At 64.5% G+C, this 21,849-nt stretch carries 17 protein-coding genes, 3 tRNA genes and 3 rRNA genes; 10 read left to right on the top strand and 13 right to left on the bottom strand.

All coding sequences use genetic code 11. The features are described 5' to 3' along the window. Positions 1–146: 146 nt before the first annotated feature. The 6 genes from rrf to EBN1_RS08710 form a co-directional block, all read right to left on the bottom strand. Positions 147–259, bottom strand: a 5S ribosomal RNA gene (gene rrf, locus EBN1_RS08735). 97 nt (positions 260–356) lie between these two features. Further along, a 23S ribosomal RNA gene (locus EBN1_RS08730) occupies positions 357–3,241 on the bottom strand. Between the two features lie 275 nt (positions 3,242–3,516). Then, positions 3,517–3,592 (bottom strand) — tRNA-Ala (locus EBN1_RS08725). Positions 3,593–3,603: 11 nt separating this feature from the next. Continuing rightward, positions 3,604–3,680 (bottom strand) — tRNA-Ile (locus EBN1_RS08720). Between the two features lie 75 nt (positions 3,681–3,755). Further along, positions 3,756–5,293, bottom strand: a 16S ribosomal RNA gene (locus EBN1_RS08715). The 16S, 23S and 5S rRNA genes sit together here with 2 tRNA genes alongside, the layout of an rRNA operon. Positions 5,294–5,564: 271 nt before the next feature. After that, positions 5,565–6,053, bottom strand: coding sequence for a septal ring lytic transglycosylase RlpA family protein (locus EBN1_RS08710; RefSeq protein WP_197531858.1), 489 nt, complete (start codon positions 6,051–6,053; stop codon positions 5,565–5,567). Between the two features lie 149 nt (positions 6,054–6,202). Here EBN1_RS08710 and EBN1_RS08705 point away from each other — a divergent pair, with 149 nt between their 5' ends. Continuing rightward, the gene (locus tag EBN1_RS08705; protein ID WP_241762831.1) at positions 6,203–7,525 is read left to right on the top strand and encodes a DUF445 domain-containing protein; all 1,323 of its coding nucleotides are present in this window, start codon (positions 6,203–6,205) and stop codon (positions 7,523–7,525) included. A 98-nt stretch (positions 7,526–7,623) separates the two neighbouring features. Beyond that, positions 7,624–7,977, top strand: a complete 354-nt coding sequence (locus tag EBN1_RS08700) for a CPBP family intramembrane glutamic endopeptidase (protein ID WP_041646071.1) — start codon at positions 7,624–7,626, stop codon at positions 7,975–7,977. A 132-nt stretch (positions 7,978–8,109) separates the two neighbouring features. On the opposite strand, the gene EBN1_RS08695 is transcribed toward EBN1_RS08700, so the two are convergent. Both EBN1_RS08695 and EBN1_RS08690 read right to left on the bottom strand, forming a co-directional pair. Further along, positions 8,110–8,676, bottom strand: a complete 567-nt coding sequence (locus EBN1_RS08695; protein ID WP_041646069.1) for a PRC-barrel domain-containing protein — start codon at positions 8,674–8,676, stop codon at positions 8,110–8,112. Between the two features lie 301 nt (positions 8,677–8,977). After that, on the bottom strand, positions 8,978–9,634 hold the full coding sequence (locus tag EBN1_RS08690; RefSeq protein WP_011237577.1) for an MOSC domain-containing protein: 657 nt from the start codon (positions 9,632–9,634) through the stop codon (positions 8,978–8,980). A 277-nt stretch (positions 9,635–9,911) separates the two neighbouring features. Here EBN1_RS08690 and lexA point away from each other — a divergent pair, with 277 nt between their 5' ends. The 4 genes from lexA to EBN1_RS08670 are packed head-to-tail and all read left to right on the top strand — an operon-like array spanning position 9,912 to position 15,895. Continuing rightward, entirely contained in the window at positions 9,912–10,523 is a 612-nt protein-coding gene (gene lexA / locus EBN1_RS08685) for a transcriptional repressor LexA (protein ID WP_011237576.1), read from the top strand. A gap of 34 nt (positions 10,524–10,557) precedes the next feature. After that, positions 10,558–11,235 (top strand): translesion DNA synthesis-associated protein ImuA, encoded by a 678-nt coding sequence (gene imuA, locus EBN1_RS08680; protein ID WP_011237575.1) that lies wholly within the window; start codon positions 10,558–10,560, stop codon positions 11,233–11,235. Then, entirely contained in the window at positions 11,217–12,644 is a 1,428-nt protein-coding gene (locus tag EBN1_RS08675) for a Y-family DNA polymerase (protein ID WP_011237574.1), read from the top strand. The genes imuA and EBN1_RS08675 overlap by 19 nt, the downstream gene beginning before the upstream one ends. Positions 12,645–12,682: 38 nt before the next feature. Then, the gene (locus tag EBN1_RS08670; protein ID WP_011237573.1) at positions 12,683–15,895 is read left to right on the top strand and encodes an error-prone DNA polymerase; all 3,213 of its coding nucleotides are present in this window, start codon (positions 12,683–12,685) and stop codon (positions 15,893–15,895) included. A 40-nt stretch (positions 15,896–15,935) separates the two neighbouring features. Here EBN1_RS08670 and EBN1_RS08665 read toward each other — a convergent pair whose 3' ends face one another. The 3 genes from EBN1_RS08665 to EBN1_RS08655 all read right to left on the bottom strand — a co-directional run bounded on the left by EBN1_RS08665 (position 15,936) and on the right by EBN1_RS08655 (position 17,127). Further along, positions 15,936–16,409: a VOC family protein gene (locus EBN1_RS08665; RefSeq protein ID WP_011237572.1), complete on the bottom strand. Its 474-nt coding sequence runs from the start codon at positions 16,407–16,409 to the stop codon at positions 15,936–15,938. 147 nt (positions 16,410–16,556) lie between these two features. Then, complete coding sequence (locus EBN1_RS08660) at positions 16,557–16,733, bottom strand: YciI family protein (RefSeq protein WP_162014361.1); 177 nt, start codon at positions 16,731–16,733, stop codon at positions 16,557–16,559. Positions 16,734–16,824: 91 nt separating this feature from the next. Beyond that, positions 16,825–17,127 carry a DUF6596 domain-containing protein gene (locus EBN1_RS08655; protein ID WP_049780230.1) on the bottom strand — a complete coding sequence of 101 codons (303 nt, stop codon included), beginning with the start codon at positions 17,125–17,127 and terminating at the stop codon, positions 16,825–16,827. 71 nt (positions 17,128–17,198) lie between these two features. On the opposite strand from EBN1_RS08655, the gene EBN1_RS08650 reads away from it, so the two are divergent. Further along, positions 17,199–17,564 (top strand): hypothetical protein, encoded by a 366-nt coding sequence (locus EBN1_RS08650; protein WP_011237570.1) that lies wholly within the window; start codon positions 17,199–17,201, stop codon positions 17,562–17,564. A gap of 270 nt (positions 17,565–17,834) precedes the next feature. On the opposite strand, the gene EBN1_RS08645 is transcribed toward EBN1_RS08650, so the two are convergent. Both EBN1_RS08645 and lysM read right to left on the bottom strand, forming a co-directional pair. Further along, a tRNA-Arg gene (locus EBN1_RS08645) sits at positions 17,835–17,911 on the bottom strand. A gap of 182 nt (positions 17,912–18,093) precedes the next feature. Further along, positions 18,094–18,600 (bottom strand): peptidoglycan-binding protein LysM, encoded by a 507-nt coding sequence (lysM, locus tag EBN1_RS08640; protein WP_011237569.1) that lies wholly within the window; start codon positions 18,598–18,600, stop codon positions 18,094–18,096. A gap of 213 nt (positions 18,601–18,813) precedes the next feature. Between lysM and EBN1_RS08635 the strand changes: the two genes are divergently transcribed. The 3 genes from EBN1_RS08635 to EBN1_RS08625 are packed head-to-tail and all read left to right on the top strand — an operon-like array spanning position 18,814 to position 21,834. Then, entirely contained in the window at positions 18,814–19,272 is a 459-nt protein-coding gene (locus EBN1_RS08635; RefSeq protein ID WP_011237568.1) for a c-type cytochrome, read from the top strand. 29 nt (positions 19,273–19,301) lie between these two features. Further along, on the top strand, positions 19,302–21,218 hold the full coding sequence (locus EBN1_RS08630; protein ID WP_011237567.1) for a sensor histidine kinase: 1,917 nt from the start codon (positions 19,302–19,304) through the stop codon (positions 21,216–21,218). After that, positions 21,202–21,834, top strand: a complete 633-nt coding sequence (locus EBN1_RS08625; protein ID WP_011237566.1) for a response regulator transcription factor — start codon at positions 21,202–21,204, stop codon at positions 21,832–21,834. Before EBN1_RS08630 ends, EBN1_RS08625 begins: the two co-directional genes overlap by 17 nt. Positions 21,835–21,849: the final 15 nt, after the last annotated feature.

Raw genomic sequence — 21,849 nt, 5'->3', positions numbered from 1 at the left:
GCACGGCCCGAGGGCCTGCGTCTTCTTTCCGCCCCGGCGACGTAGCGCTTGCGCGGAAGTCGCGGGCGTGTCCGGTTGCGGCGTTTGGACAGCAAAAAGCCGCTTTCCCGGGGAGGGGAAGCGGCTTTTGTGCAGAGCAAAGGGTAGTCTGACGATGACCTACTTTCGCACCCGTTTAGGCACTATCATCGGCGCGGTCCTGTTTCACGGTCCTGTTCGGGATGGGAAGGGGTGGTGCCAGGACGCTATGGTCGTCAGACTGTAAAGGGTAACAAAGCGGAGAAGCAAAGTGTGTGGGGTGTTGTTGGTGTGATGCGTTTTTCGGTGAGTTGTCGCGGTGTTCGATCCAGGGTTATAGGATCAAGCCTCACGGGCAATTAGTATCGGTTAGCTCAACGCATTGCTGCGCTTCCACACCCGACCTATCAACGTCGTGGTCTTCGACGACCCTTCAGGGGGCTCGAGGCCCCGGGGAAGTCTCATCTTGAGGCGAGTTTCCCGCTTAGATGCTTTCAGCGGTTATCTCTTCCGCACTTAGCTACCCGGCGATGCGACTGGCGTCACAACCGGTACACCAGGGGTGCGTCCACTCCGGTCCTCTCGTACTAGGAGCAGGTCCTCTCAAACTTCCAGCGCCCACGGCAGATAGGGACCAAACTGTCTCACGACGTTTTAAACCCAGCTCACGTACCACTTTAAATGGCGAACAGCCATACCCTTGGGACCGGCTACAGCCCCAGGATGTGATGAGCCGACATCGAGGTGCCAAACTCCGCCGTCGATGTGAACTCTTGGGCGGAATCAGCCTGTTATCCCCAGAGTACCTTTTATCCGTTGAGCGATGGCCCTTCCATGCAGAACCACCGGATCACTATGACCTGCTTTCGCACCTGCTCGACTTGTCGGTCTCGCAGTCAAGCCGCCTTTTGCCATTGCACTATCAACACGATGTCCGACCGTGTCTAGGCGACCTTCGTACTCCTCCGTTACCTTTTGGGAGGAGACCGCCCCAGTCAAACTGCCTGCCATGCACGGTCCCCGACCCGGATTCACGGGCCAAGGTTAGAACCTCAACGACACCAGGGTGGTATTTCAAGGTTGGCTCCACGGAAACTGGCGTTCCCGTTTCACAGCCTCCCACCTATCCTACACAAGTCCCGTCAAAGTCCAATGCAAAGCTACAGTAAAGGTTCATGGGGTCTTTCCGTCTTGCCGCGGGGAGATTGCATCTTCACAAACATTTCAACTTCGCTGAGTCTCAGGAGGAGACAGTGTGGCCATCGTTACGCCATTCGTGCAGGTCGGAACTTACCCGACAAGGAATTTCGCTACCTTAGGACCGTTATAGTTACGGCCGCCGTTTACCGGGGCTTCGATCAAGAGCTTGCACCCCATCACTTAACCTTCCGGCACCGGGCAGGCGTCACACCGTATACGTCCACTTTCGTGTTTGCACAGTGCTGTGTTTTTAATAAACAGTCGCAGCCACCGATTCTCTGCGGCCCCTTCGCCCTTCGGATGTACTCCTACAAGCTAACGGGGCATACCTTCTCCCGAAGTTACGGTATCAATTTGCCGAGTTCCTTCTCCTGAGTTCTCTCAAGCGCCTGGGTATTTTCTACCTGCCCACCTGTGTCGGTTTGCGGTACGGTCGATCCTAGACTGAAGCTTAGAGGCTTTTCCTGGAAGCATGGTATCAACCACTTCGGGCTCAAAGAGCCCTCGTCATCACGCCTCAGCTCAGCCCCGCGGATTTGCCTACGGGGCACGCCTACACGCTTAAACCGGGACATCCAACACCCGGCTGGCCTAACCTTCTCCGTCCCCCCATCGCATCTAGGACCGGTACGGGAATATTGACCCGTTTCCCATCGACTACGCATTTCTGCCTCGCCTTAGGGGCCGACTCACCCTGCGTCGATGAACGTTGCGCAGGAAACCTTGGGCTTTCGGCGAGGGTGCTTTTCACACCCTTTATCGCTACTCATGTCAGCATTCGCACTTCCGATACCTCCAGCATCCCTCTCGAGACACCTTCGCAGGCTTACGGAACGCTCCCCTACCATCTCTTGCGAGATCCGCAGCTTCGGTTCATGGCTTGAGCCCCGTTACATCTTCCGCGCAGGACGACTCGACTAGTGAGCTATTACGCTTTCTTTAAAGGATGGCTGCTTCTAAGCCAACCTCCTAGCTGTCTGGGCCTTCCCACTTCGTTTCCCACTTAGCCATGTATTTGGGACCTTAGCTGGCGGTCTGGGTTGTTTCCCTCTTGTCCCAGGACGTTAGCACCCCAGGACTGTCTGCCGTATATCACTTTGCGGTATTCGGAGTTTGCTATCGCGGGGTAGATCGCAGTGACCCCCCCAACGATTACAGTGCTCTACCCCCGCAAGTGTCCGTACGACGCACTACCTAAATAGTTTTCGGGGAGAACCAGCTATTTCCGGATTTGTTTAGCCTTTCACCCCTATCCACAGCTCATCCCCTAATTTTTCAACATTAGTGGGTTCGGACCTCCAGTGCGTGTTACCGCACCTTCATCCTGGCCATGGATAGATCATCCGGTTTCGGGTCTACGCCCAGCAACTCAGCCGCCCTTGTCAGACTCGGTTTCCCTACGCCTCCCCTATTCGGTTAAGCTCGCTACTGAACGTAAGTCGCTGACCCATTATACAAAAGGTACGCAGTCACCCCACGAAGGAGGCTCCCACTGTTTGTATGCATGCGGTTTCAGGATCTATTTCACTCCCCTCCCGGGGTTCTTTTCGCCTTTCCCTCACGGTACTGGTTCACTATCGGTCGATCACGAGTATTTAGCCTTGGAGGATGGTCCCCCCATCTTCAGACAGGATTTCTCGTGTCCCGCCCTACTTGTCGCACGCTCAGACCCGCCAGCTACTTTTCGCATACGGGACTATCACCCTGTATCGTCGGACTTTCCAGACCGTTTTGCTAAGTAATTGGTTTAGTCGTGCAGGCTGCTCCCCGTTCGCTCGCCACTACTTGGGGAATCTCGGTTGATTTCTGTTCCTGCGGCTACTTAGATGTTTCAGTTCGCCGCGTTCGCCTCCACACGCCTATGTATTCAGCGCGGGATACTCCAAAAGGAGTGGGTTTCCCCATTCGGACATCGGGGGATCAAAGCTCCATTGCCAGCTCCCCCCCGCTTTTCGCAGGCTTGCACGTCCTTCATCGCCTGTGATCGCCAAGGCATCCACCACATGCACTTAGTCGCTTGATCCTATAACCATGGACCCTGTTGCCAGGGCACCACCGCCATAGACGAACTCACGCTTGTGCGCAGTCACCGGCCGCTGGTTCAAAGCGCCAATGACCGCAAAAATGCAATCACACCAACCCATGCAACAGCGCGCCTCGCGGCCCACTGTCGCACACTTTACTTCTTCCACTTTGTTAAAGAACGCAGCCTCAAAAACCTGCCAAGGCCTAAGCCCTGCGGACCCGACGATCCGCACGGCTTAGCCCTTTTCCGACGCCTCTACCCACCCCGAACACTGGTGGAGGATGACGGGATCGAACCGTCGACCCCCTGCTTGCAAAGCAGGTGCTCTCCCAGCTGAGCTAATCCCCCGCTTGATCGCTTGGTGGGTCTGGTTGGGTTCGAACCAACGACCCCCGCCTTATCAAGACGGTGCTCTAACCAGCTGAGCTACAGACCCTCATGCCTTCGAGGCTCTCGTTGCCTGAACAACCGATAAGTTGTGGATACTGCGTCGCCGCGGCCTCTTCTCTTGAAAGGAGGTGATCCAGCCGCACCTTCCGATACGGCTACCTTGTTACGACTTCACCCCAGTCATGAATCTCACCGTGGTAAGCGCCCTCCCCGAAAGGTTAAGCTACCTACTTCTGGTGAAACCCACTCCCATGGTGTGACGGGCGGTGTGTACAAGACCCGGGAACGTATTCACCGCAGCATGCTGATCTGCGATTACTAGCGATTCCGACTTCACGTAGTCGAGTTGCAGACTACGATCCGGACTACGATCGGCTTTGTGGGATTGGCTCCACCTCGCGGCTTGGCAACCCTCTGTACCGACCATTGTATGACGTGTGAAGCCCTACCCATAAGGGCCATGAGGACTTGACGTCATCCCCACCTTCCTCCGGTTTGTCACCGGCAGTCTCGCTAAAGTGCCCAACCTAATGATGGCAATTAGCGACAAGGGTTGCGCTCGTTGCGGGACTTAACCCAACATCTCACGACACGAGCTGACGACAGCCATGCAGCACCTGTGTCCTGGCTCCCGAAGGCACTCCCGCATCTCTGCAGGATTCCAGGCATGTCAAGGGTAGGTAAGGTTTTTCGCGTTGCATCGAATTAATCCACATCATCCACCGCTTGTGCGGGTCCCCGTCAATTCCTTTGAGTTTTAACCTTGCGGCCGTACTCCCCAGGCGGTCGACTTCACGCGTTAGCTGCGTTACTCAGCGCGTTACCGCACCGAACAACTAGTCGACATCGTTTAGGGCGTGGACTACCAGGGTATCTAATCCTGTTTGCTCCCCACGCTTTCGTGCATGAGCGTCAGTATCGGCCCAGGGGGCTGCCTTCGCCATCGGTGTTCCTCCACATCTCTACGCATTTCACTGCTACACGTGGAATTCCACCCCCCTCTGCCGTACTCCAGCCGTGCAGTCACAAGCGCAGTTCCCAGGTTAAGCCCGGGGATTTCACACCTGTCTTACACAACCGCCTGCGCACGCTTTACGCCCAGTAATTCCGATTAACGCTCGCACCCTACGTATTACCGCGGCTGCTGGCACGTAGTTAGCCGGTGCTTCTTCTGACAGTACCGTCATCCAGGCAGGCTATTCACCCGCCCGATTTCTTTCCGTCTGAAAGAGCTTTACAACCCGAAGGCCTTCTTCACTCACGCGGCATGGCTGGATCAGGCTTGCGCCCATTGTCCAAAATTCCCCACTGCTGCCTCCCGTAGGAGTCTGGGCCGTGTCTCAGTCCCAGTGTGGCTGATCATCCTCTCAGACCAGCTACGGATCGTCGCCTTGGTAGGCCTTTACCCCACCAACCAGCTAATCCGACATCAGCCGCTCCAATCGCGCGAGGCCCGAAGGTCCCCCGCTTTCCCCCTCAGGGCGTATGCGGTATTAGCCACGCTTTCGCGTAGTTATCCCCCACGACTGGGTACGTTCCGATGCATTACTCACCCGTTCGCCACTCGCCGGCAGGCCGAAGCCCCCGCTGCCGTTCGACTTGCATGTGTAAAGCATGCCGCCAGCGTTCAATCTGAGCCAGGATCAAACTCTTAAGTTCAATCCAACAAAGCACTCAAAGAATCTTTACTGACTTCTGCGAGCACTCGATCTTTGCAATGCCGGATCTGCCCGAAGACAATCCGGCCACCGCAGCAACCCAGTACCCACACTTATCGGTTGTTCAACTTTTTAAAGAACCGCCACATCGCTGCAGCGAGGGAGCGAATTATACGGGCGTAATCGCACCCGTCAACCCTCTTTGAGACATCTTCCGATATTTATTTGTTCCGCTGTGGAAGGGCCCCGTCTCCCACGCCCCGTCACCTGGATCACTGCCGGTCGTCGTCACCCCATTCCAGCACCTCCACCTTCACGCGCGACCTGCCGTCCTTGATCATGCCGAGCCTGGCCGCTGCCGCCGGGGAGAGATCGATGATCACGCCCTCCTTCCGGCTCGGTTTCGTCGGCCCTCGGTCATTGATGCGAACCACAACCGCACGCCCGTTTTTCCGGTTCGTCACCCGCACGTGCGTCCCGAGGGGATAGCTGGGATGAGCTGCGACCATCTCGGTCCGATCGAAAGTCTCACCGCTTGCGGTTTCGCGTCCATGCAGGCTGCGGGCATAGTACGAAGCGAGGCCGGTCCTCGTTTCGAGTGCAGAAACCTTCTCGCCACGCGCCGGTTGCTCACCCTGGGCGGGCAACGACAGCAGTATCGCAACAGCGGCGGCCCCCAGGAACGCGAAGATCCGGCGCTTCGCGCGACTATTGCATCCTGGACCCATTGCAATTTCCTTTCCCTCGTTCTTTTTCGTCACGAAGTCCGGCTTTCGCCGCGGACTTCGATGCCGTGCCAGCAAGCGCTGCGCCCGTCAGGAGGCGCCGTCGCGCCCCGTATACGTCACCGTTTTACCGCAATACGCATTGCAGGCTACCCTTCGTGCAACGCCGCAAGCCCGGCGTTTTCATGAGCACCTCCTACGGAGTCCATCATATGTCATCCGCACTGGGGGATACGAAGGCGCGTCAATTGGCGAAGATGAAACGGCTGGCCGCCGCGCTGCTGGTCGCGGTCACGGCGCTGTTCGTCGTCGCCCGCCTGCAACAAGGGGCCGGAATCTGGGCCTGGGTCGCAGCGTTTGCCGAAGCTGCGATGATCGGCGCCCTGGCCGACTGGTTCGCTGTCGTTGCACTCTTCCGACATCCCCTCGGGCTGCCGATTCCCCACACGGCGATCATTCCGGCAAACAAGGAGCGGCTCGGCGAAAACCTTGCGGCCTTCGTTCGCGACAAGTTCCTCGCGACCGACACCCTCGTCCACAAGCTCCGCGCGTTCGGTCCGGCCGAGCGGCTGGCCGGCTGGCTGCGGCAGCGGGACAACACTGAAATCGTCGCCGGGAAGCTGGCCGGCGTGCTGGCCGGGTGGCTGGACTTCATCGACGACGAGCGCGTGCGCAGTCTGCTGGCTGCAAGGATCGGGGAACGACTCCGGGCGATCGACGTATCAGAGGTGGCGGGACAGATCCTCGACACCCTGACGGTCGACGCGCGGCATCAGGAATTGCTCGACGCTACGCTCAAACGATTGGCACGCTGGCTGGACGATCCGCAGGTGCAGATCGCCTTCGCGGCGATGATCATCGAGATCGCCGGCAAGGAGTACCCGAAGGCCCTGAAGACGGTCGGCCTCGTCACCAACACTGAAGAATTCTCCCGCAGGATCGCCGCCGGTATCGTGAGGGGCATCAACGGCTGGCTGCACGATATCGGGGACGATCCGCAGCACCCGCGTCGACAGGCCTTCGACGAAACGGTAGCCGAGTTCATCACCCGCATGAAGAACGACGCCGACTTCAAGGCGCGGGTCAACGCCGCGAAGCTGGAAGTATTGACGCATCCGGTTCTGGCGCGCTACCTGGACGGCCTGTGGGACGAGCTGAAAGCCTGGCTGCGCGAGGACCTTCATGAACCGGACTCACGGCTCCGGCAACGAATCAGCGCCGCCGCAAGCGCCTTCGGCACGACTCTCGCCGAAAACCGCGCCCTGCGCGACTCTCTCGACGGCCATCTCGAATCTGCCGTGGTCGCACTCGCGGACGATCTCCGGGACGCGCTGTCCCGCCACATCGCCTCGACAATAAGAAGCTGGAAGGACGAGGACCTGGTCCGTGAACTCGAACTGAGCGTCGGTCGCGATCTTCAGTTCATCCGGCTCAATGGCACTATCGTGGGAGGCGGAATCGGTTTGCTGCTGCATGGGCTGACCTTGTTTGTCTCCACCGGGTGGTAGCGCAAGTTGACGATCACCCTCGATGCAAACCTTGCTGCCGGGAATCTTTTCGCCACAGGCGGTCCACTTCACACATCGAGCCACAACCAGGAAGATGCATGCAACGCGATCCGAGATTCGAAACCCTTCTGAAAAACCTCAACCACAACCCGTCGAAACCTGTCGGCCTGCTGCAAAAGCTCGGCGCAATCGCAGCTGCCGCGGTCCTCTTCGGCCTTGCACTGACCTTCTCGGTGATCTTCTTCGCAGTGGTGGTGGCAGCGGGAATACTGATCTGGGGCTATGTCTGGTGGAAAACACGGGACTTGCGCAAGGCCATGCGCGCCACCCAGGCGCGTGCCAGAGCATCCGCTCAAGGGAGGGGGGGTCCGAAACCAGGCCAAGGAATCGTGATCGAGGGCGAGGTCGTGCGCGAAGTTCGGGAAGAGCGCCGCGACGGCACGCAAGACTGACGGTAAGGGCTTCGCCGGTTGCTCCCTCGAGCCGGCAGTATTGGACAACGATCGAAAAAAAGCCGGCACCAGTAGTGTGCCGGCTTTTGCCGTATTTCGGGCGAACCTCACCCGGCCCTCATTCCCGAATGACTACGGGGTGACCCTCCAGCCCTCCGGATATGGCGCGTTCGGGTTCGCCTTGTGCTCGCTGTCCCACGAAGTGCCTTGGTCACGATAAGGCGCAGACTTGTCCGGCATCGGCTCGAGCGCCGAGAATTCGCTGATCGGCTGATCCATCGGCCGCAGTTCGACGTACTGCTCCGGACGGTACTCGGGCCCTGCCCTCAATTCATCCAGGCTTGCGCTCAGACGCAGCTTGCCGTCCTCGTAGCGCATGCGGTTGAGCGGCACGGTGATTTCCTTGTCGCCGACACCGAGAAAACCGCCTGCGGAAATCACCGCATGGATGTTTTCGTCGTGGCGACTACGGACGACCGTTTTCACCGAACCGATTTGTTCACCGCTCGCATCCACGACCTCGGTTCCCCGCAATTGGCTCGGGGTCATCGACTGCACCTGTCCTGAAGCTCCCATCGGTGAGCGCATCTGGTGCTTGGTCTGGCCTTCAGTGTACGAGCCCGCAGCAGCCCCCATAGGAACCGCAACGAGCGCCGCAAGTGCGCCGGCCAGCAAAGACTTGCGATAGATCGAGCTCATATCATCCTCCTGCCTGGGGTGGCGTCCGTCTGACTGGTGTCTCGCCCGCATGTCCATCCGGACGAGGGTCGTACCGATCCCTGCTCCGCACCGAGCGCGCCAAGTCCGGCCGACTCGGCTGCAGCCGAGGATCGAGGTAAGCTTATGATCGACTGGCACCTTTCTAAGTTCCGAAGCACGCCCACACGAGCAGCCAGTCCTGGCCATGCGCCTCGCGGATCGGTCCACCCGCTCAAGCCCGGATGGAGACTGCGAAACGTGATCAAAGTGAAACAAGCCGGGCGGCGTCCCGCCCATGCAACTACCCCGCTCCCGCGCGCCTCAGCCACGCCAGCCGCTGGTTGATCTTGTCGCGCCAGCCTACGGCGAGGCCGGGCGTCTGCGCGAGCCGTTCAAGATCCGGAAGGAAGGGGCGGTGTTCCTGCCACAGCAGCATCGCCTCACTCAGCGTCGGGGCGTCGAGGGCCGGCGTCGACAAGTCGAGCGTGTCGCCGGGTGACACTCGGCCCGGTTCGAGCACCCGCCAGTACCATCCCGTCAGGAGGCGTTCGGCAATGAAAGCCGCCATCCCTTCGCAGCTGAACCGTTCGTCGATTTTCCAGCATGGAGTACGCGGCTGGCTCACCTGAAGCCGAGCCGTTCCCAGGCTCCAGATGTCTCCGATGCGAATGTCGCGCTCGTCCAGTTCGAGAGAGGAGAGATTTTCGCCCAGCCCCCCCGGACGCAGGCTCTCCCTGGCTTCCGGGAAACGGGCAGCCAGCTGTTCATAATGGCGAGCGGGATAGAAATGCACCGCCTTGTCGGGGCCGCCGTGAACCCTGCGGTCGGCTTGCTGGTCGCCGATAAATCCCTCACGCGCCACTTCGGCGCTGCTCACCTGCGATTTGTACATGCCGGTCGGACGCCCCGACTCGGGCAGCGGCCGGATGCCGCCGATGAAGATGGATACGTGGGCCATGGTCGAGTCCCGGTTGATTGGGTCATTTTAGCCGGGAAAGACCCGCATCCTCCGGTGCCACGCGTCGATATCCCACACCCAGGCGACGGACACGTCTTACGCCAGTTGAATGGAAGGCCGCGCCAACTCCTGCGTTTGCTGGGTGAATAACGCATTTGTGTCTGGAGGTAGCTCTCGCCAGAAACACAAGCTATTATGTGTATAAATATACAGCAACCTTGATCGGCTAACGCCCGCCGGATCCCTCACTCCAACCTCCCGTCATCCCGCAGACGCCATGATTTCTCGCGCTGACCCCCTCACCGCTCGCCAGGCCGAGATTCTCGACTTCATTCGCCACACCGTGGAGTCCGAAGGACGACCGCCGACCCGCGCCGAAATCTGCACTGCGTTCGGCTTTCGCTCGCCGAACGCGGCCGAAACCCATCTGCGCACGCTTGCCGCGAAAGGCGCGATCGTCCTCGAGGAAGGTCGCGCGCGGGGCATCCGGCTCGTCGAGGCGCTGGGGCTGCCGCTGGTCGGGCACGTCGCGGCCGGCCGTCCGATGCTCGCGGTCGAGCACATCGAAGCCCGCTACCAGATCGACTCGGCGCTGTTCTCGCCGCGCGCCGACTACCTGCTGCGCGTGCGCGGCATGAGCATGCGCGACGCCGGAATCATCGACAGCGACCTGCTCGCGGTGCATCGCACACCGCAAGTGCGCGCCGGCCAGGTCGTCGTCGCCCGCCTCGAGGACGAGGTCACCGTGAAGACCTTCACCCGCGAAGGGCCGATCGTGCGCCTGTTGCCGGCCAATCCGGACTTCGAACCGATCGTCGTCGACACTCGCCATCAAGCGCTCGACATCGAAGGCATCGCCGTCGGCCTCGTGCGCAACGGCTCGCGGTGACCACTCCCTGCATCCCGGCCCAACACGCGAAGCGATGTCGACCTCCCCTCTCGCGACGCTCGCCGGGTTGCCCCCCGGTCTCGTCTGGCCGGCCGACCGGCTTGCCCGGCCGGCCGAAGCGGGGGTGCCGACGGGCTTTCCCGCGCTCGACGCGCAGCTGCCGGGCGGCGGCTGGCCGCGGGGCGCGCTGATCGAGCTCCTCATTGACGCGTTCGGCATCGGAGAGCTCGCGCTGCTGCTGCCGGCGCTGCGCGCAGCCGCTCCCGAGCGCTGGATCGCGTGGATTGCGCCGCCGCATCTGCCGTACGCCCCGGCGCTCGCCGCGGCCGGCGTGCGGCTCGACCGATTGTTGCTGCTCACGCCGTCCGATCCGGCCACGACCTTATGGACGATCCGCCAGGCGGTCGCGTCGGGCGGCTGCTCGGTCGTGGTCGCGTGGCTGCCGAACGCCCAGAGCGCCGCGCTGCGGCGCCTGCAGCTTGCCGCCGAAGCGGCGGCGACGTCGCTGTTCGTGTTTCGCCCGGGCAGCGCCGCGCGGCAGGCGTCGCCGGCGATCCTGCGGCTGCGATTGCAGCCCGCGCCCGACGCCTTGGCGCTCGAGATCGTCAAACGGCGCGGCCCGCCGCTCGCGTGGCCGCTTCGGCTCACCCTTCCCGAGCGTCCCGCCGCTTTCCCTGGCCGAGCCGACCGACGATGCTCTGGTTTGCGCTGATCCTGCCCGATCTGCCGCTGCAGGTCTTCACGCGCGGCGTCGATGACGCGGGCCTCCTGGCGGTCATCGAGCCGCAGCCGCGCGCCACGATCGTTGCCGCGACGACGGCCGCCCGGGTGCGCGGCGTCGAACTACGCCAAGGGGTTGCCGGCGCGCTGGCGGTGGTGCCCGAACTGGTCTTGCGTGAGCGCGATCCGGCGCTCGAAGCGGCGACGCTTGCCGAGCTTGCGACATGGGCCGGACGGTTCACGTCGTGCGTGAGCCTCGATCCGCCCGATGCGGTGCTGCTCGAAGCGAGCGCGAGCCTGCGCCTGTTCGGCGGCATCGACGGGCTCGCGCAGCGCATTGCGGACGCCGCGCTGCCGCTCGGCCTGACCACGACCCTTGCTGCCGCGCCGACACCGCTGGCTGCACGCTGGCTCGCACGAGTGCGCCCGGGGACGCTCGTGCGCCCGTCGAACGGCTGGGCGGGCGCGCTCGACGCGCTGCCGATTGAACTGCTCGCCGATGGGGCGCCCGTGCCGCCTGCCACGCTCGAGCTGCTGCGCGGTGTGGGTGTGCGCCGCATCGGCGAACTTGCTCGGCTGCCGCGCGACGGGCTCGCACGCCGCGACGCAAGCGTCGTCACCGACACCGTTGCGCGCGCCCGCGGCCGCGAGCCAGATCCGCGCCCGCGCTTCGTCCCTGCCGAGCGCTTCGCCTCGCGCCTCGTGCTGCCGGCGAGCGTCGCGCACACCGAACCGTTGCGCTTTGCCGCCGGGCGGCTTTTCTCGAACCTCGCCGCATGGCTGGCCGCGCGCCAGGCCGGGCTCGATTGCTGCCGGCTGCATCTCGAACACGACTGCGCCCCCGCAACCGTCGTCGAAATCGTCACCGGCCGTCCGCAACGCGATGCGGCGCGCTTCGTGCAGCTTGCTTCCGAGCATCTGGCCGCGCTCGTGCTGCCAGCGCCGGTCGAGGCGCTGCGCCTGACAGCCGACACGCCGGTCGCGCTGCCGGCAGGCACGCCGGATCTGTTCGGCGGCAAAGACGATGCACGCGAGGCCGCGCTGCGCCTGCTCGATCGGCTGCACGCACGCCTCGGCAGGGATGCGGTGCGCACGGTGCTGCCGGTCGCCGATCATCGTCCCGAGCGCGCCTGGCGCCCGGCCGCCCCCGGCGCCCGCCCCGCCCCGCACCCTGCAATCCTCGCTCCGCGCCCGCTGTGGCTGATGCAGCCGCGTGCGCTCGGCGCCGCGCGCGCCTTGACGCTGCTGAGCGGCCCGGAACGCATCGAGTCCGGCTGGTGGGACGGCGACGACGTGCGCCGCGACTATTACGTCGCGCGCACGCCCGAGGGCGCCCTGTGGTGGGTGTTCGAACGCCTCGATTCGCCGGGCGGCTGGTATGTGCACGGTTTTTTCGGCTGACGCCCGCACGCGCCGGGAGCGCTAAATGGAGGCGCCTCATGGATAGTGCCCCGCCCTCGCCCTCGCCCTCCCCGGCACCCGCCTATGCCGAGCTGCACTGCCTGACGAACTTCAGCTTCCAGCGCGGCGCCTCGCACCCCGAAGAGCTCGTCGCGCGCGCGGCCGAGGCCGGCTACACGGCGCTCGCGATCACCGACGAATGCTCGCTCGCGGGAGTCGTGCGCGCGCATCAACAGTTGCGGCGCCTGGCGCGGCCGCTGAAGCTCCTGATCGGCAGCGAGCTGCGGCTTGTCGACGGGCTACGTGTCGTGCTGCTCGCGACCGACCGCGCCGCATACGGGAGGCTCGCGCGATTGATTACGATCGGCCGGCGCGCGGCGACAAAAGGCCGTTACCAGCTTACCTGCGCCGATCTCGATCGCGGCATCCCCGGCTGTCTCGCGCTGGTCGTGCCACCCGACGACAGGATCCTCGATGCCGCGGCACTCGTTGCCGACGCGCGCTGGGTCGGCGAACGATTTCCGGACGCCGCGTGGCTCGCGGTCGAGCTCGCCTGTGGGCCGGACGATGGGCGCCGGCTCGAGGCGTTGCTGGCAATCGCGTCGGCCGCCGGCCTGCCCCCGGTCGCGGCGACCGGAGCGCTGATGCACGACCCGTCTCGTCGGGCGCTCGCCGACGTGCTGGCGGCGCTGCGGCTGCGGGTCACGATCGCCGAAGCGGGCCGGGCGCTTGCGCCGAACGCCGAGCGCGCGCTGCACGAGCGCGCCGTGCTCGCGCGCCGCTACCCGGCCGAACTTCTCGCCGAGACGCTGCGGATCGTTGCGCGCTGCCATTTTCGGCTCGACGAACTGCGCTACGAATATCCGGCCGAGCTCGTGCCCGACGGCGAGACGCCTGCAAGCTGGCTGCGACGCCTCGTCGAGGACGGGCTGCGCTGGCGCCACGGCCGCCCGCAGGACGACCTCGCGCCACCGAAAGTGCGCGCGCAGGTGGAGCACGAGCTTGCGCTGATCGCCGAGCTCGGCTTCGAGGCGTACTTTCTGACCGTCGAGGATCTCGTGCGCTTCGCGCGCGGCCGCGGCATCCTGTGCCAAGGGCGCGGCTCGGCGGCAAACTCGGTCATCTGTTGGGCGCTCGGCATCACCGAAGTCGATCCCGAACTCGGCATCATGCTCGTCGAGCGCTTCATCTCGAAGGAGCGCGACGAGCCGCCCGACATCGACGTCGATTTCGAGCACGAGCGACGCGAGGAAGTCATCCAGTACGTCTATCGGAAGTACGGGCGCGAACGCGCCGCGCTCGCCGCGACCGTGATCCGCTACCGCGCACGCAGCGCGCTGCGCGACGTCGGGCGCGCGCTCGGGCTCCCGCCCGGCCAGCTCGAACGGCTTGCGCGCGACCGCTTCTGGTTCGATGCCGGCCGCATCCGGCCCGAGCGGCTGCGGGAAGCCGGCTTCGATCCGGCGAGCCCCGGCGTGCAGCGTCTGGCGACGCTGACCGAAGCACTCGTCGGCTTTCCGCGCCATCTGTCGCAGCATGTCGGAGGTTTCGTCATCGCCCGCGGCCGGCTCGACGAGCTCGTGCCGGTCGAAAACGCCGCGATGCCTGAGCGCACCGTGATCCAGTGGGACAAGGACGACCTCGACGCGTTGGGGCTGCTGAAGATCGATGTGCTCGCGCTCGGGATGCTGTCGGCACTGCGGCGCAGCCTTGCGCTGGTCTCGACGTGGCGCGGCCGTCCGTTCACGCTTGCCGACATTCCGCGCGAGGCGCCCGAAGTCTATCGGATGCTGTCGGAGGCCGATTCGATCGGCGTGTTCCAGATCGAATCGCGCGCGCAGATGACGATGCTGCCGCGCCTGAAGCCGGCGCGCTTCTACGATCTCGTCGTGCAGGTCGCGATCGTGCGCCCCGGCCCGATCCAGGGCGGCATGGTCCACCCGTACCTTCAGGCACGCGCCCGCATCGAACGCGACGAGCCGGTTTCGTATCCGCAACCGCACTGTCCGGACGCCGACGCGGACGGTACTTGCGTACCCCGGCCCGACGACGTGCGCCGGGTGCTCGAACGCACGCTCGGGGTGCCGATCTTCCAGGAGCAGGTCATGCAGCTCGCGGTCGTCGCGGCGGGCTTCACGCCGGGCGAGGCCGACCAGCTGCGCCGCGCGATGGGCGCGTTCCGGCGCCACGGCGAGCTCGAGCGCTACCGTGCGAAACTCCTCGCGGGCATGGCCGCGCGCGGCTACCGTGCCGAGTTTGCCGAGCGGCTGTGCGACCAGATCGAAGGCTTCGGCAGCTACGGCTTTCCCGAGTCGCATGCGGCGAGCTTCGCGCTGCTCGTGTATTGCTCCGCGTGGCTGAAGTGCTGCGAGCCGGCCGCGTTCCTGTGCGGGCTGCTGAACAGCCAGCCGATGGGTTTTTACGCGCCGTCGCAGCTGATCCAGGACGCGCGGCGCCACGGAGTCGTCGTGCTCGGCGCGGAAGTGACCGCGAGCGACTGGGACTGCACGCTCGAGGCGCTGCCGGACGCGTCGCCCGGCGCCGCTCCCGCGGTGCGGCTGGGGCTGCAGCTGGTCAAGGGGTTCGGCCGCGAGGCCGCGATGCGGATTGTCGCTGCGCGCACCGAACGCCCCTTTCCGAATGTCGACGAGCTTGCGCTGCGCGCGCGCCTCGACGCGGCCGCGCTCAAGCGGCTCGCCGAGGCCGGCGCACTCGAGCCCCTCGCCGGCCATCGGCGCCAGGCGCTGTGGCAGGCCGCGGCCGGCCACGCACCCGAAGGCGTGCTGCGCGGCGCCCGCATCGCCGAGCCGCGCGCTGAGCTCGCCGCGCCGTCCGAGGCCCAGGAACTGGTTGCTGATTACGCGCGGCTCGGTTTCACGCTCGGTCGCCATCCGCTGGCGCTGCTGCGGGCAAAGCTCACGACCCTGCGCTTCGTGACCGCGGCCGAAATCCGCGACTACCCGGACCGCAAGCTCGCGCGCATCGCCGGCCTCGTGACGTGCCGCCAGCGCCCCGGCACGGCCAAGGGCACGCTGTTTCTCACCGTCGAGGACGAAACGGGTCTCGCGAACGTCATCGTGCAGGCGGAGCTCGTCGAACGGCAGCGGCGCGAAGTACTCGGCGCGCGCCTGCTCGGCGTGTTCGGACAGATCCGCAGCAAGGGCCAAGTCGTCCACCTGCTCGCCCAACGCCTGGTCGATCACTCGGCCCTGCTCGGTGCTCTCGAGGCGCGCAGCCGGGATTTTCAATGAACTGCAGCAACACATGCAAAGCCGGGCGCCAGCGCGATGCTCAGCCGCGTCGGGCCGCCTCGATTGCAGCGACGTCGATCTTGCGCATCGTCATCATGGCTTCGAAGGCACGCCTGGCCTCCTCACCCCCCGTAGCCAGCGCCTCGGTCAGTACACGCGGGGTGATCTGCCACGAAACGCCCCACCGGTCCTTGCACCAGCCGCAGGCGCTCTCTGCCCCGCCGTTGCCGACGATGGCGTTCCAGTAGCGGTCGGTCTCTTCCTGGTCGTCGGTAGCGATCTGGAACGAAAAAGCCTCGGTCTGCGGAAACGCCGGGCCACCGTTGAGGCCGAGGCAAGGGATGCCCGCAACCGTGAACACCACCGTCAGTACGTCGCCGGCTTTGCCCGATGGGTAATCAGCGGGCGCTCGATGGACGGCAGTCACTCGGCTGTCGGGGAAGGTCGCGGCGTAGAAGCGGGCGGCATCCTCGGCGTCCTTGTCGAACCAGAGGCAGATCGTGTTCTTGGGCATGGTCTCTCCTTTCGTACCGGAACCGTGTGTGCTGGACAGCCCGCCACAGCTGCGCTGCGGGTTGCAACACGCGGTTCGCGGGTTCAATCGGCGGATTCCGCCGCGACGAAACCTAGCGCCTGCAGCGTCTGCAGCGTCTGCAAATCCTCAGCGACCGGTCGCACTTCGACGGAGCCGAACTTCGCCCCCGGAATGCGGGATGCCCATCTGGATCGCCTCGTTCAGGTCCCGGGCCTCGACGACGTAGTAGCCGCCGAGAGTCGGCAAGCTCGCCGCGCGCGAGGATCGCATCCACCGCTGCCAGCCCGGCTGCTGCCCCGTCATGCATCGCCACCGCCGCGCGCGATTGAGCTCGACTACCGGCGACGGGTCGAGCCGCAGCAACACATCGTAAAGACCGACAATCTCCGCCCAGTCATCGCGACACCTGCAGCAGCATCAGCGCCAGCAGCCCGATCGACTCCGGCTCCGGGAGCAGCTGGGCGAGCAGCCGGCCAAGCCGGATCGCCTCGCCCGACAGCTCGGTGCGCGTCAACGAATCGCCCGCCGAAGCCAAGCAGCTCTCATTGGAAACCGAATAGATCACGCGCAGCACCCTGTCAAGGCGGGCCGGCAGCTCCGCCTGCAGCGGCACTTCGCAGGGGACGCGCACGTCGCGGATGCTGGCCTTGGCACGTATGATGCGCTGCACGAACGCGGGCGGCGCGACGGCGAACATCCCCAAGACTATTGACCGGAGCGTGAGCAACTGTCCATGCTACGCGACGACTTTCCGCAAAAAGTAAATCAATGCCCCCGCAGCCCCCTACCCCTCCACCTGCCGACAGCCGCGGTACTCGCGCCGCGTTGCTCTTCGCCTTGACGGCCGAACGCCTGTCGGTTTTCTATGAGCATGGACAATGGCCTACCGCGGCGCAGGGCGCGAGTCTCGTCGCGGAGTGGCTCAATCGCAGCGGGCGCAGTCTGCCGCTAGCCGATCGTCGCCTCCTGTCGGAGCTCAGTGACGAGTTCGCCCGCCAGATTGCGAGCTCGCTGTCGCGCGAAGCGGGGCTTCAGACGGTGCACGAGATGATGGAGGCACTCGACCCCAAGTACGAATCTGATCTGGCCCGCTCGCTGATGGCGGAATGCGTGAAATGGCTCGACGGTGCGTGATTCGTCGTCCGGCAAAACCGGTGAGCGACGGGAAGCCGGGGTCGAGGCTGGGCACCACAGCGATGGCGAATGAAGCCCCCCGGGCGTGCGCGACCCGCTTACCGCAAAATCAAGAAGATTGTCAGGAGTTGGAGCGCGGGCCCGGGAAGCACGGGTCGGTTTCCAAGGTGGGCCCGGCCCTATAAATTTTGCGGGCTGAATCCGGCGTGAGCCAAAAATGGGCCAAGAACAAAAATGGGCTAGGTCTGAATGACCTAACCCATTATTCTATGGCGCGCCCGAGACGATTCGAACGTCCGACCCCTGCCTTCGGAGGGCAGTACTCTATCCAGCTGAGCTACGGGCGCAATGGCGAGCGCTGGACTCGCATCAAGCGCGCTAGCTTATACCGGTTTCCCAGCGAAGTCCATGTTGGCCTGGAATAACTCCGGAACCGCCGCGCGACGGTTCGAAGCTTCGACCGGAGACTAGGCGTCCGCCGAGAACCGCTGCAACCAGCGGGTCTTTGCGGAGTGCCGTCCTGCAGGAATCAAGGGGCCGGCGGGATGCGCAGCACTTGGCCGGGGTAGATCTTGTCCGGGTGGGTCAGCATCGGCTTGTTGGCCTCGAAGATCGCGTTGTAGTTGTTCGGGTTGCCGTAATAGGTCTTTGAGATCGCCGACAGGGTATCGCCGCGCGCGACGGTGTGAAAACGGGCTTCGGGCGCGGCCTGAACGACCGACAGTTGGTCGTCGACTTCGCCGACTCCCTGGACGTTGCCGGCGGCAAGCAGGATCTTTTCCTTAATTGCCTGATCGGGCGCCGTGCCGGACACGGTGACGACTGAGGTCGCGGCATCGAATTTCACGTCGAGGTCGGAGGAACCGAGGTTCATTGACACGATGTACTGCTTGATCGCGTCGGCCGCCTTGGCATTTGCGGCGCTCGTATCTGCCGTTGCCGCAGGAGCGGCCGCATTTGCCGGAGTGGCCGCCTTGGCCTCGCCGCCGCCGAAGAGTTTCTCGCCGGCATCCTTGATGAACGAAAAAAGTCCCATTCTTGCCTCCCTATGGAAAAGTCACGTCGAACGCATTCAGCATAGACCAGACGGGGTTGAAGGTTGTTACGTTTGCATGACTGTTACAACCGGAGCGCACCCATGCGACGTGGTGTTTCGGGCGGTCGAAATCATCCGGCATCCGCCGCCCGGCCGATGGAGCCCGGATATACTTCGCACCTGGCTCGTCCCCAACCCCAGACAGGAGCAAGCATGTCGAGACCCCGAGTTCAGTTCATGAGGCGCCCCGGGCGCCTGATGCTTTCCGCTGTCGCGGCATTCGCCGTCGTCCAGCTTGCCGGCTGCGGCAAACAGGCTGCGCCCGATGCGGAAACGACCGCGACGCTGATCCAGCCGGTCGCGCGCCTCGATCTGAAGGTCGCGAAAGCGGCTCCGGGCAGCCGCAGCGGCGAGGAAATTTACCAGAGCGTCTGTGTGAGCTGCCATGGCACGGGCGTGCTCGGCGCGCCGAAAACGGGTGATGCCGCCGCATGGGCTCCGCGGATCGCGCAAGGGTTCGACACGCTGACGCAAAATGCGATCAACGGCATTCGCGGGATGCCGCCGCGCGGCGGGGGGGCGGATCTGACGGATATCGAAGTGCAGCGCGCAGTTGCCCATCTCGCAAACACCGCGGGCGGGAATTTTACCGAACCGCCGGTCGGTCAATAAGCCGGTCATTCCAACAGGAAGGGTGGTCGATGGTCGCCCTTGCCGAGCTTCCTGCCCCGGCCGGACGTTCATTTCCGATCCGCACCTTTCCGGTCGCGCGGTTCCTGTGCCGCGTGCTGGCCGTCGTCGCCGTCCTGCATCTGCTCCTGCTCGGGGCTCCCGGTCGCGCGGCACCGTCGGCAGGGGTTCCGGCCGGCGAAATCCGCATCGGCGTCCTCGCGTTCCTCGGCGCGGACACCACGGTCGTCGAATGGTCACCGGTTGTGCAGCATCTCCAGACTGCGCTGCCGGGACGCAAGGTCAGGCTCGCCCTGCTCGATCATCAGGGGCTCGACGATGCCGTTGCAGCCGGCACGGTCGATTTCGTCATCACGAATCCGGGCCACTATATCGAACTCGAAGCCAGGTCCGGCGCCAGCCGGATACTGACGCTCGACGCGAGCCCCGGGCGCGCTCCGGAACGTTCCATCGGATCGGCCGTCATCACGCGGGCAGATCGCCAGGAGGTCCGCGCGTTCGACGATCTGCGCGGACGACGGGTCGCAATCGTCGCGCGCGAAGGCTTTGGCGGCTACCAGACAGTGCGTCGCGAGTTGGCGTCGCTCGGTATCGACCCGGAGCGCGATTTCGCCGAACTGAAGACCGTCGGTTTCCCGATGAGCCGGGTCCTCGAGGCGGTCGCGAACGGTGACGCCGATGCAGGGATCGTGCGCGCCTGCCTCCTGGAAAGCCGGCCGGAGTGGGCAACCGCGTTCAGGGTCGTCGGCAAGCGCGACGAACCCGGCTTCCCTTGCGCGACCTCGACCCGGCTTTACCCCGACTGGCCTCTGGCGACGCTTCGCCATACCTCGCCGACACTGGCCAAGGCGGTCGCGATCGCGCTGCTCGCGATGGCGCCGGACGGGAACGGCATGGCGTGGTCGGTGCCGGCCGATTACCAGTCGGTGCACGAAATGTTTCGCGAACTGCAGATCGGCCCGTACGCGAATCTGCGCGAGCCGACCCTGATGATGCTGGCCGAGCGCTATTGGCCGTGGGTCGCGTTCCTTGCCGTGCTGCTTTCGGCGTGGATTCTGTACACGGTGCGTGTCGAGCATCTCGTCCACCTCCGCACCGCCGAACTTCACGCGGCGCTCGCCGTGCGCGAGGCGCTGGAGGCGCGGATGCGCGCCGGCCAGGAGCAGGCCGACCACCTGGCGCGGCTGTCGGTGCTCGGCGAACTGTCCGGCACGCTCGCGCATGAACTCAACCAGCCGCTCGCGGCGATCGGGAACTATGCCGAAAGCCTGCGCCGCCGCATCGACAACGGCCGCCTGACCGGCGAAGCGGTGCGCGAAGCCTCTTCCGAGATTTCCGGGCAGGCGGAGCGCGCGGCGGCGATCCTCGGGCGTATCCGTGATTTCGCAAAGAAGCGGGCCGCCGTGCGCGAGGTCGTCGCGCCGCGCGAAATGGTAGGCGAAGCGGTGGCGCTGTTCCGCGGCATGCTCGGGAACGCGCCGGCGGTCGAGGTGACGGACGAGCTGCCGCCGTCGACGAGCGTCGAGGTCGACTCGCTGCAGATCCAGCAAGTCCTTCTGAATCTGCTGAAGAACGGCTACGACGCCACCCGCGGATTCGGTCCCGAGCAACAGCGTCTCATCGTGACTATCAGCCGGAGCGACGACAACGTGCGCATCGTCGTGCGGGATTTCGGCACCGGCCTTGACGCGGCAACTCGCGAACGGCTGTTCGAGCCGTTCTTCAGCACGAAACCGGATGGTCTCGGGCTCGGTCTTTCGATCTGCCGCACGATCGCCGAAGCGCACCGCGGCCGCCTTACCGCCGAGCCGACCGCCGACGGCCGCGGTGGCGCCGAGTTCATCCTGAGCCTGCCGCTTTCGACGGCCGCTTCGTCTTCCGCGGTCCATCCTTCGGAGTCCCGTTTCGCCAATGTCCCAGACCGATGACTGCATGATCCACGTCGTGGACGATGACGCTGCGTTCCGCCGCTCTCTCGTCTTCCTTCTCGAATCAGTCGGCTGGAGCGTGTGCGCCTATGCGTCGGCCGAGGAGTTTCTCGCCGCACACGAGCGTCCGCCCGCGGACCTCGGCTGCCTCGTGCTCGACATCCGCATGCCGACGATGAGCGGGCTCGAACTGCAGGCGGCGTTGCGCAGGCGCGGCTGGCAAGCGCCGATCGTGTTCATCACCGGACATGGCGACGTCGAACTCGCCGTCGAGGCGATGAAGCACGGCGCGAGCGACTTCCTGCAGAAACCCTTCCGCGACCAAGCCCTGCTGGACGCCGTCGCAACCGCAGTGCGCCGCTGCGCCGAGGACCGCTCGCGGACCGCGCTTCGGGATGCCGCTTTGGCGTCGCTCGCGCGCCTGTCACCGCGCGAACGCGAAGTCGCACGGCTCGTCGCGCAGGGCCTGCCGAACAAGCTGGTCGCGCGCGAACTCGACATCAGTGAAAAGACGGTGCATGTGCACCGCCAGCACGTCATGGAAAAGACCGAAGTGGGCAGCGCCGCCGAACTCGCGCGCCTGATGCTGCGCGCGAACCCGACTGCGCTCGACTGAACGAGGGAACGCCCC

Source organism: Aromatoleum aromaticum EbN1, assembly GCF_000025965.1.
Lineage (GTDB): Bacteria > Pseudomonadota > Gammaproteobacteria > Burkholderiales > Rhodocyclaceae > Aromatoleum > Aromatoleum aromaticum.
The sequence above is the reverse complement of the archived record's forward strand: the minus strand, read 5'-3'. Positions and strand labels throughout refer to the sequence as shown.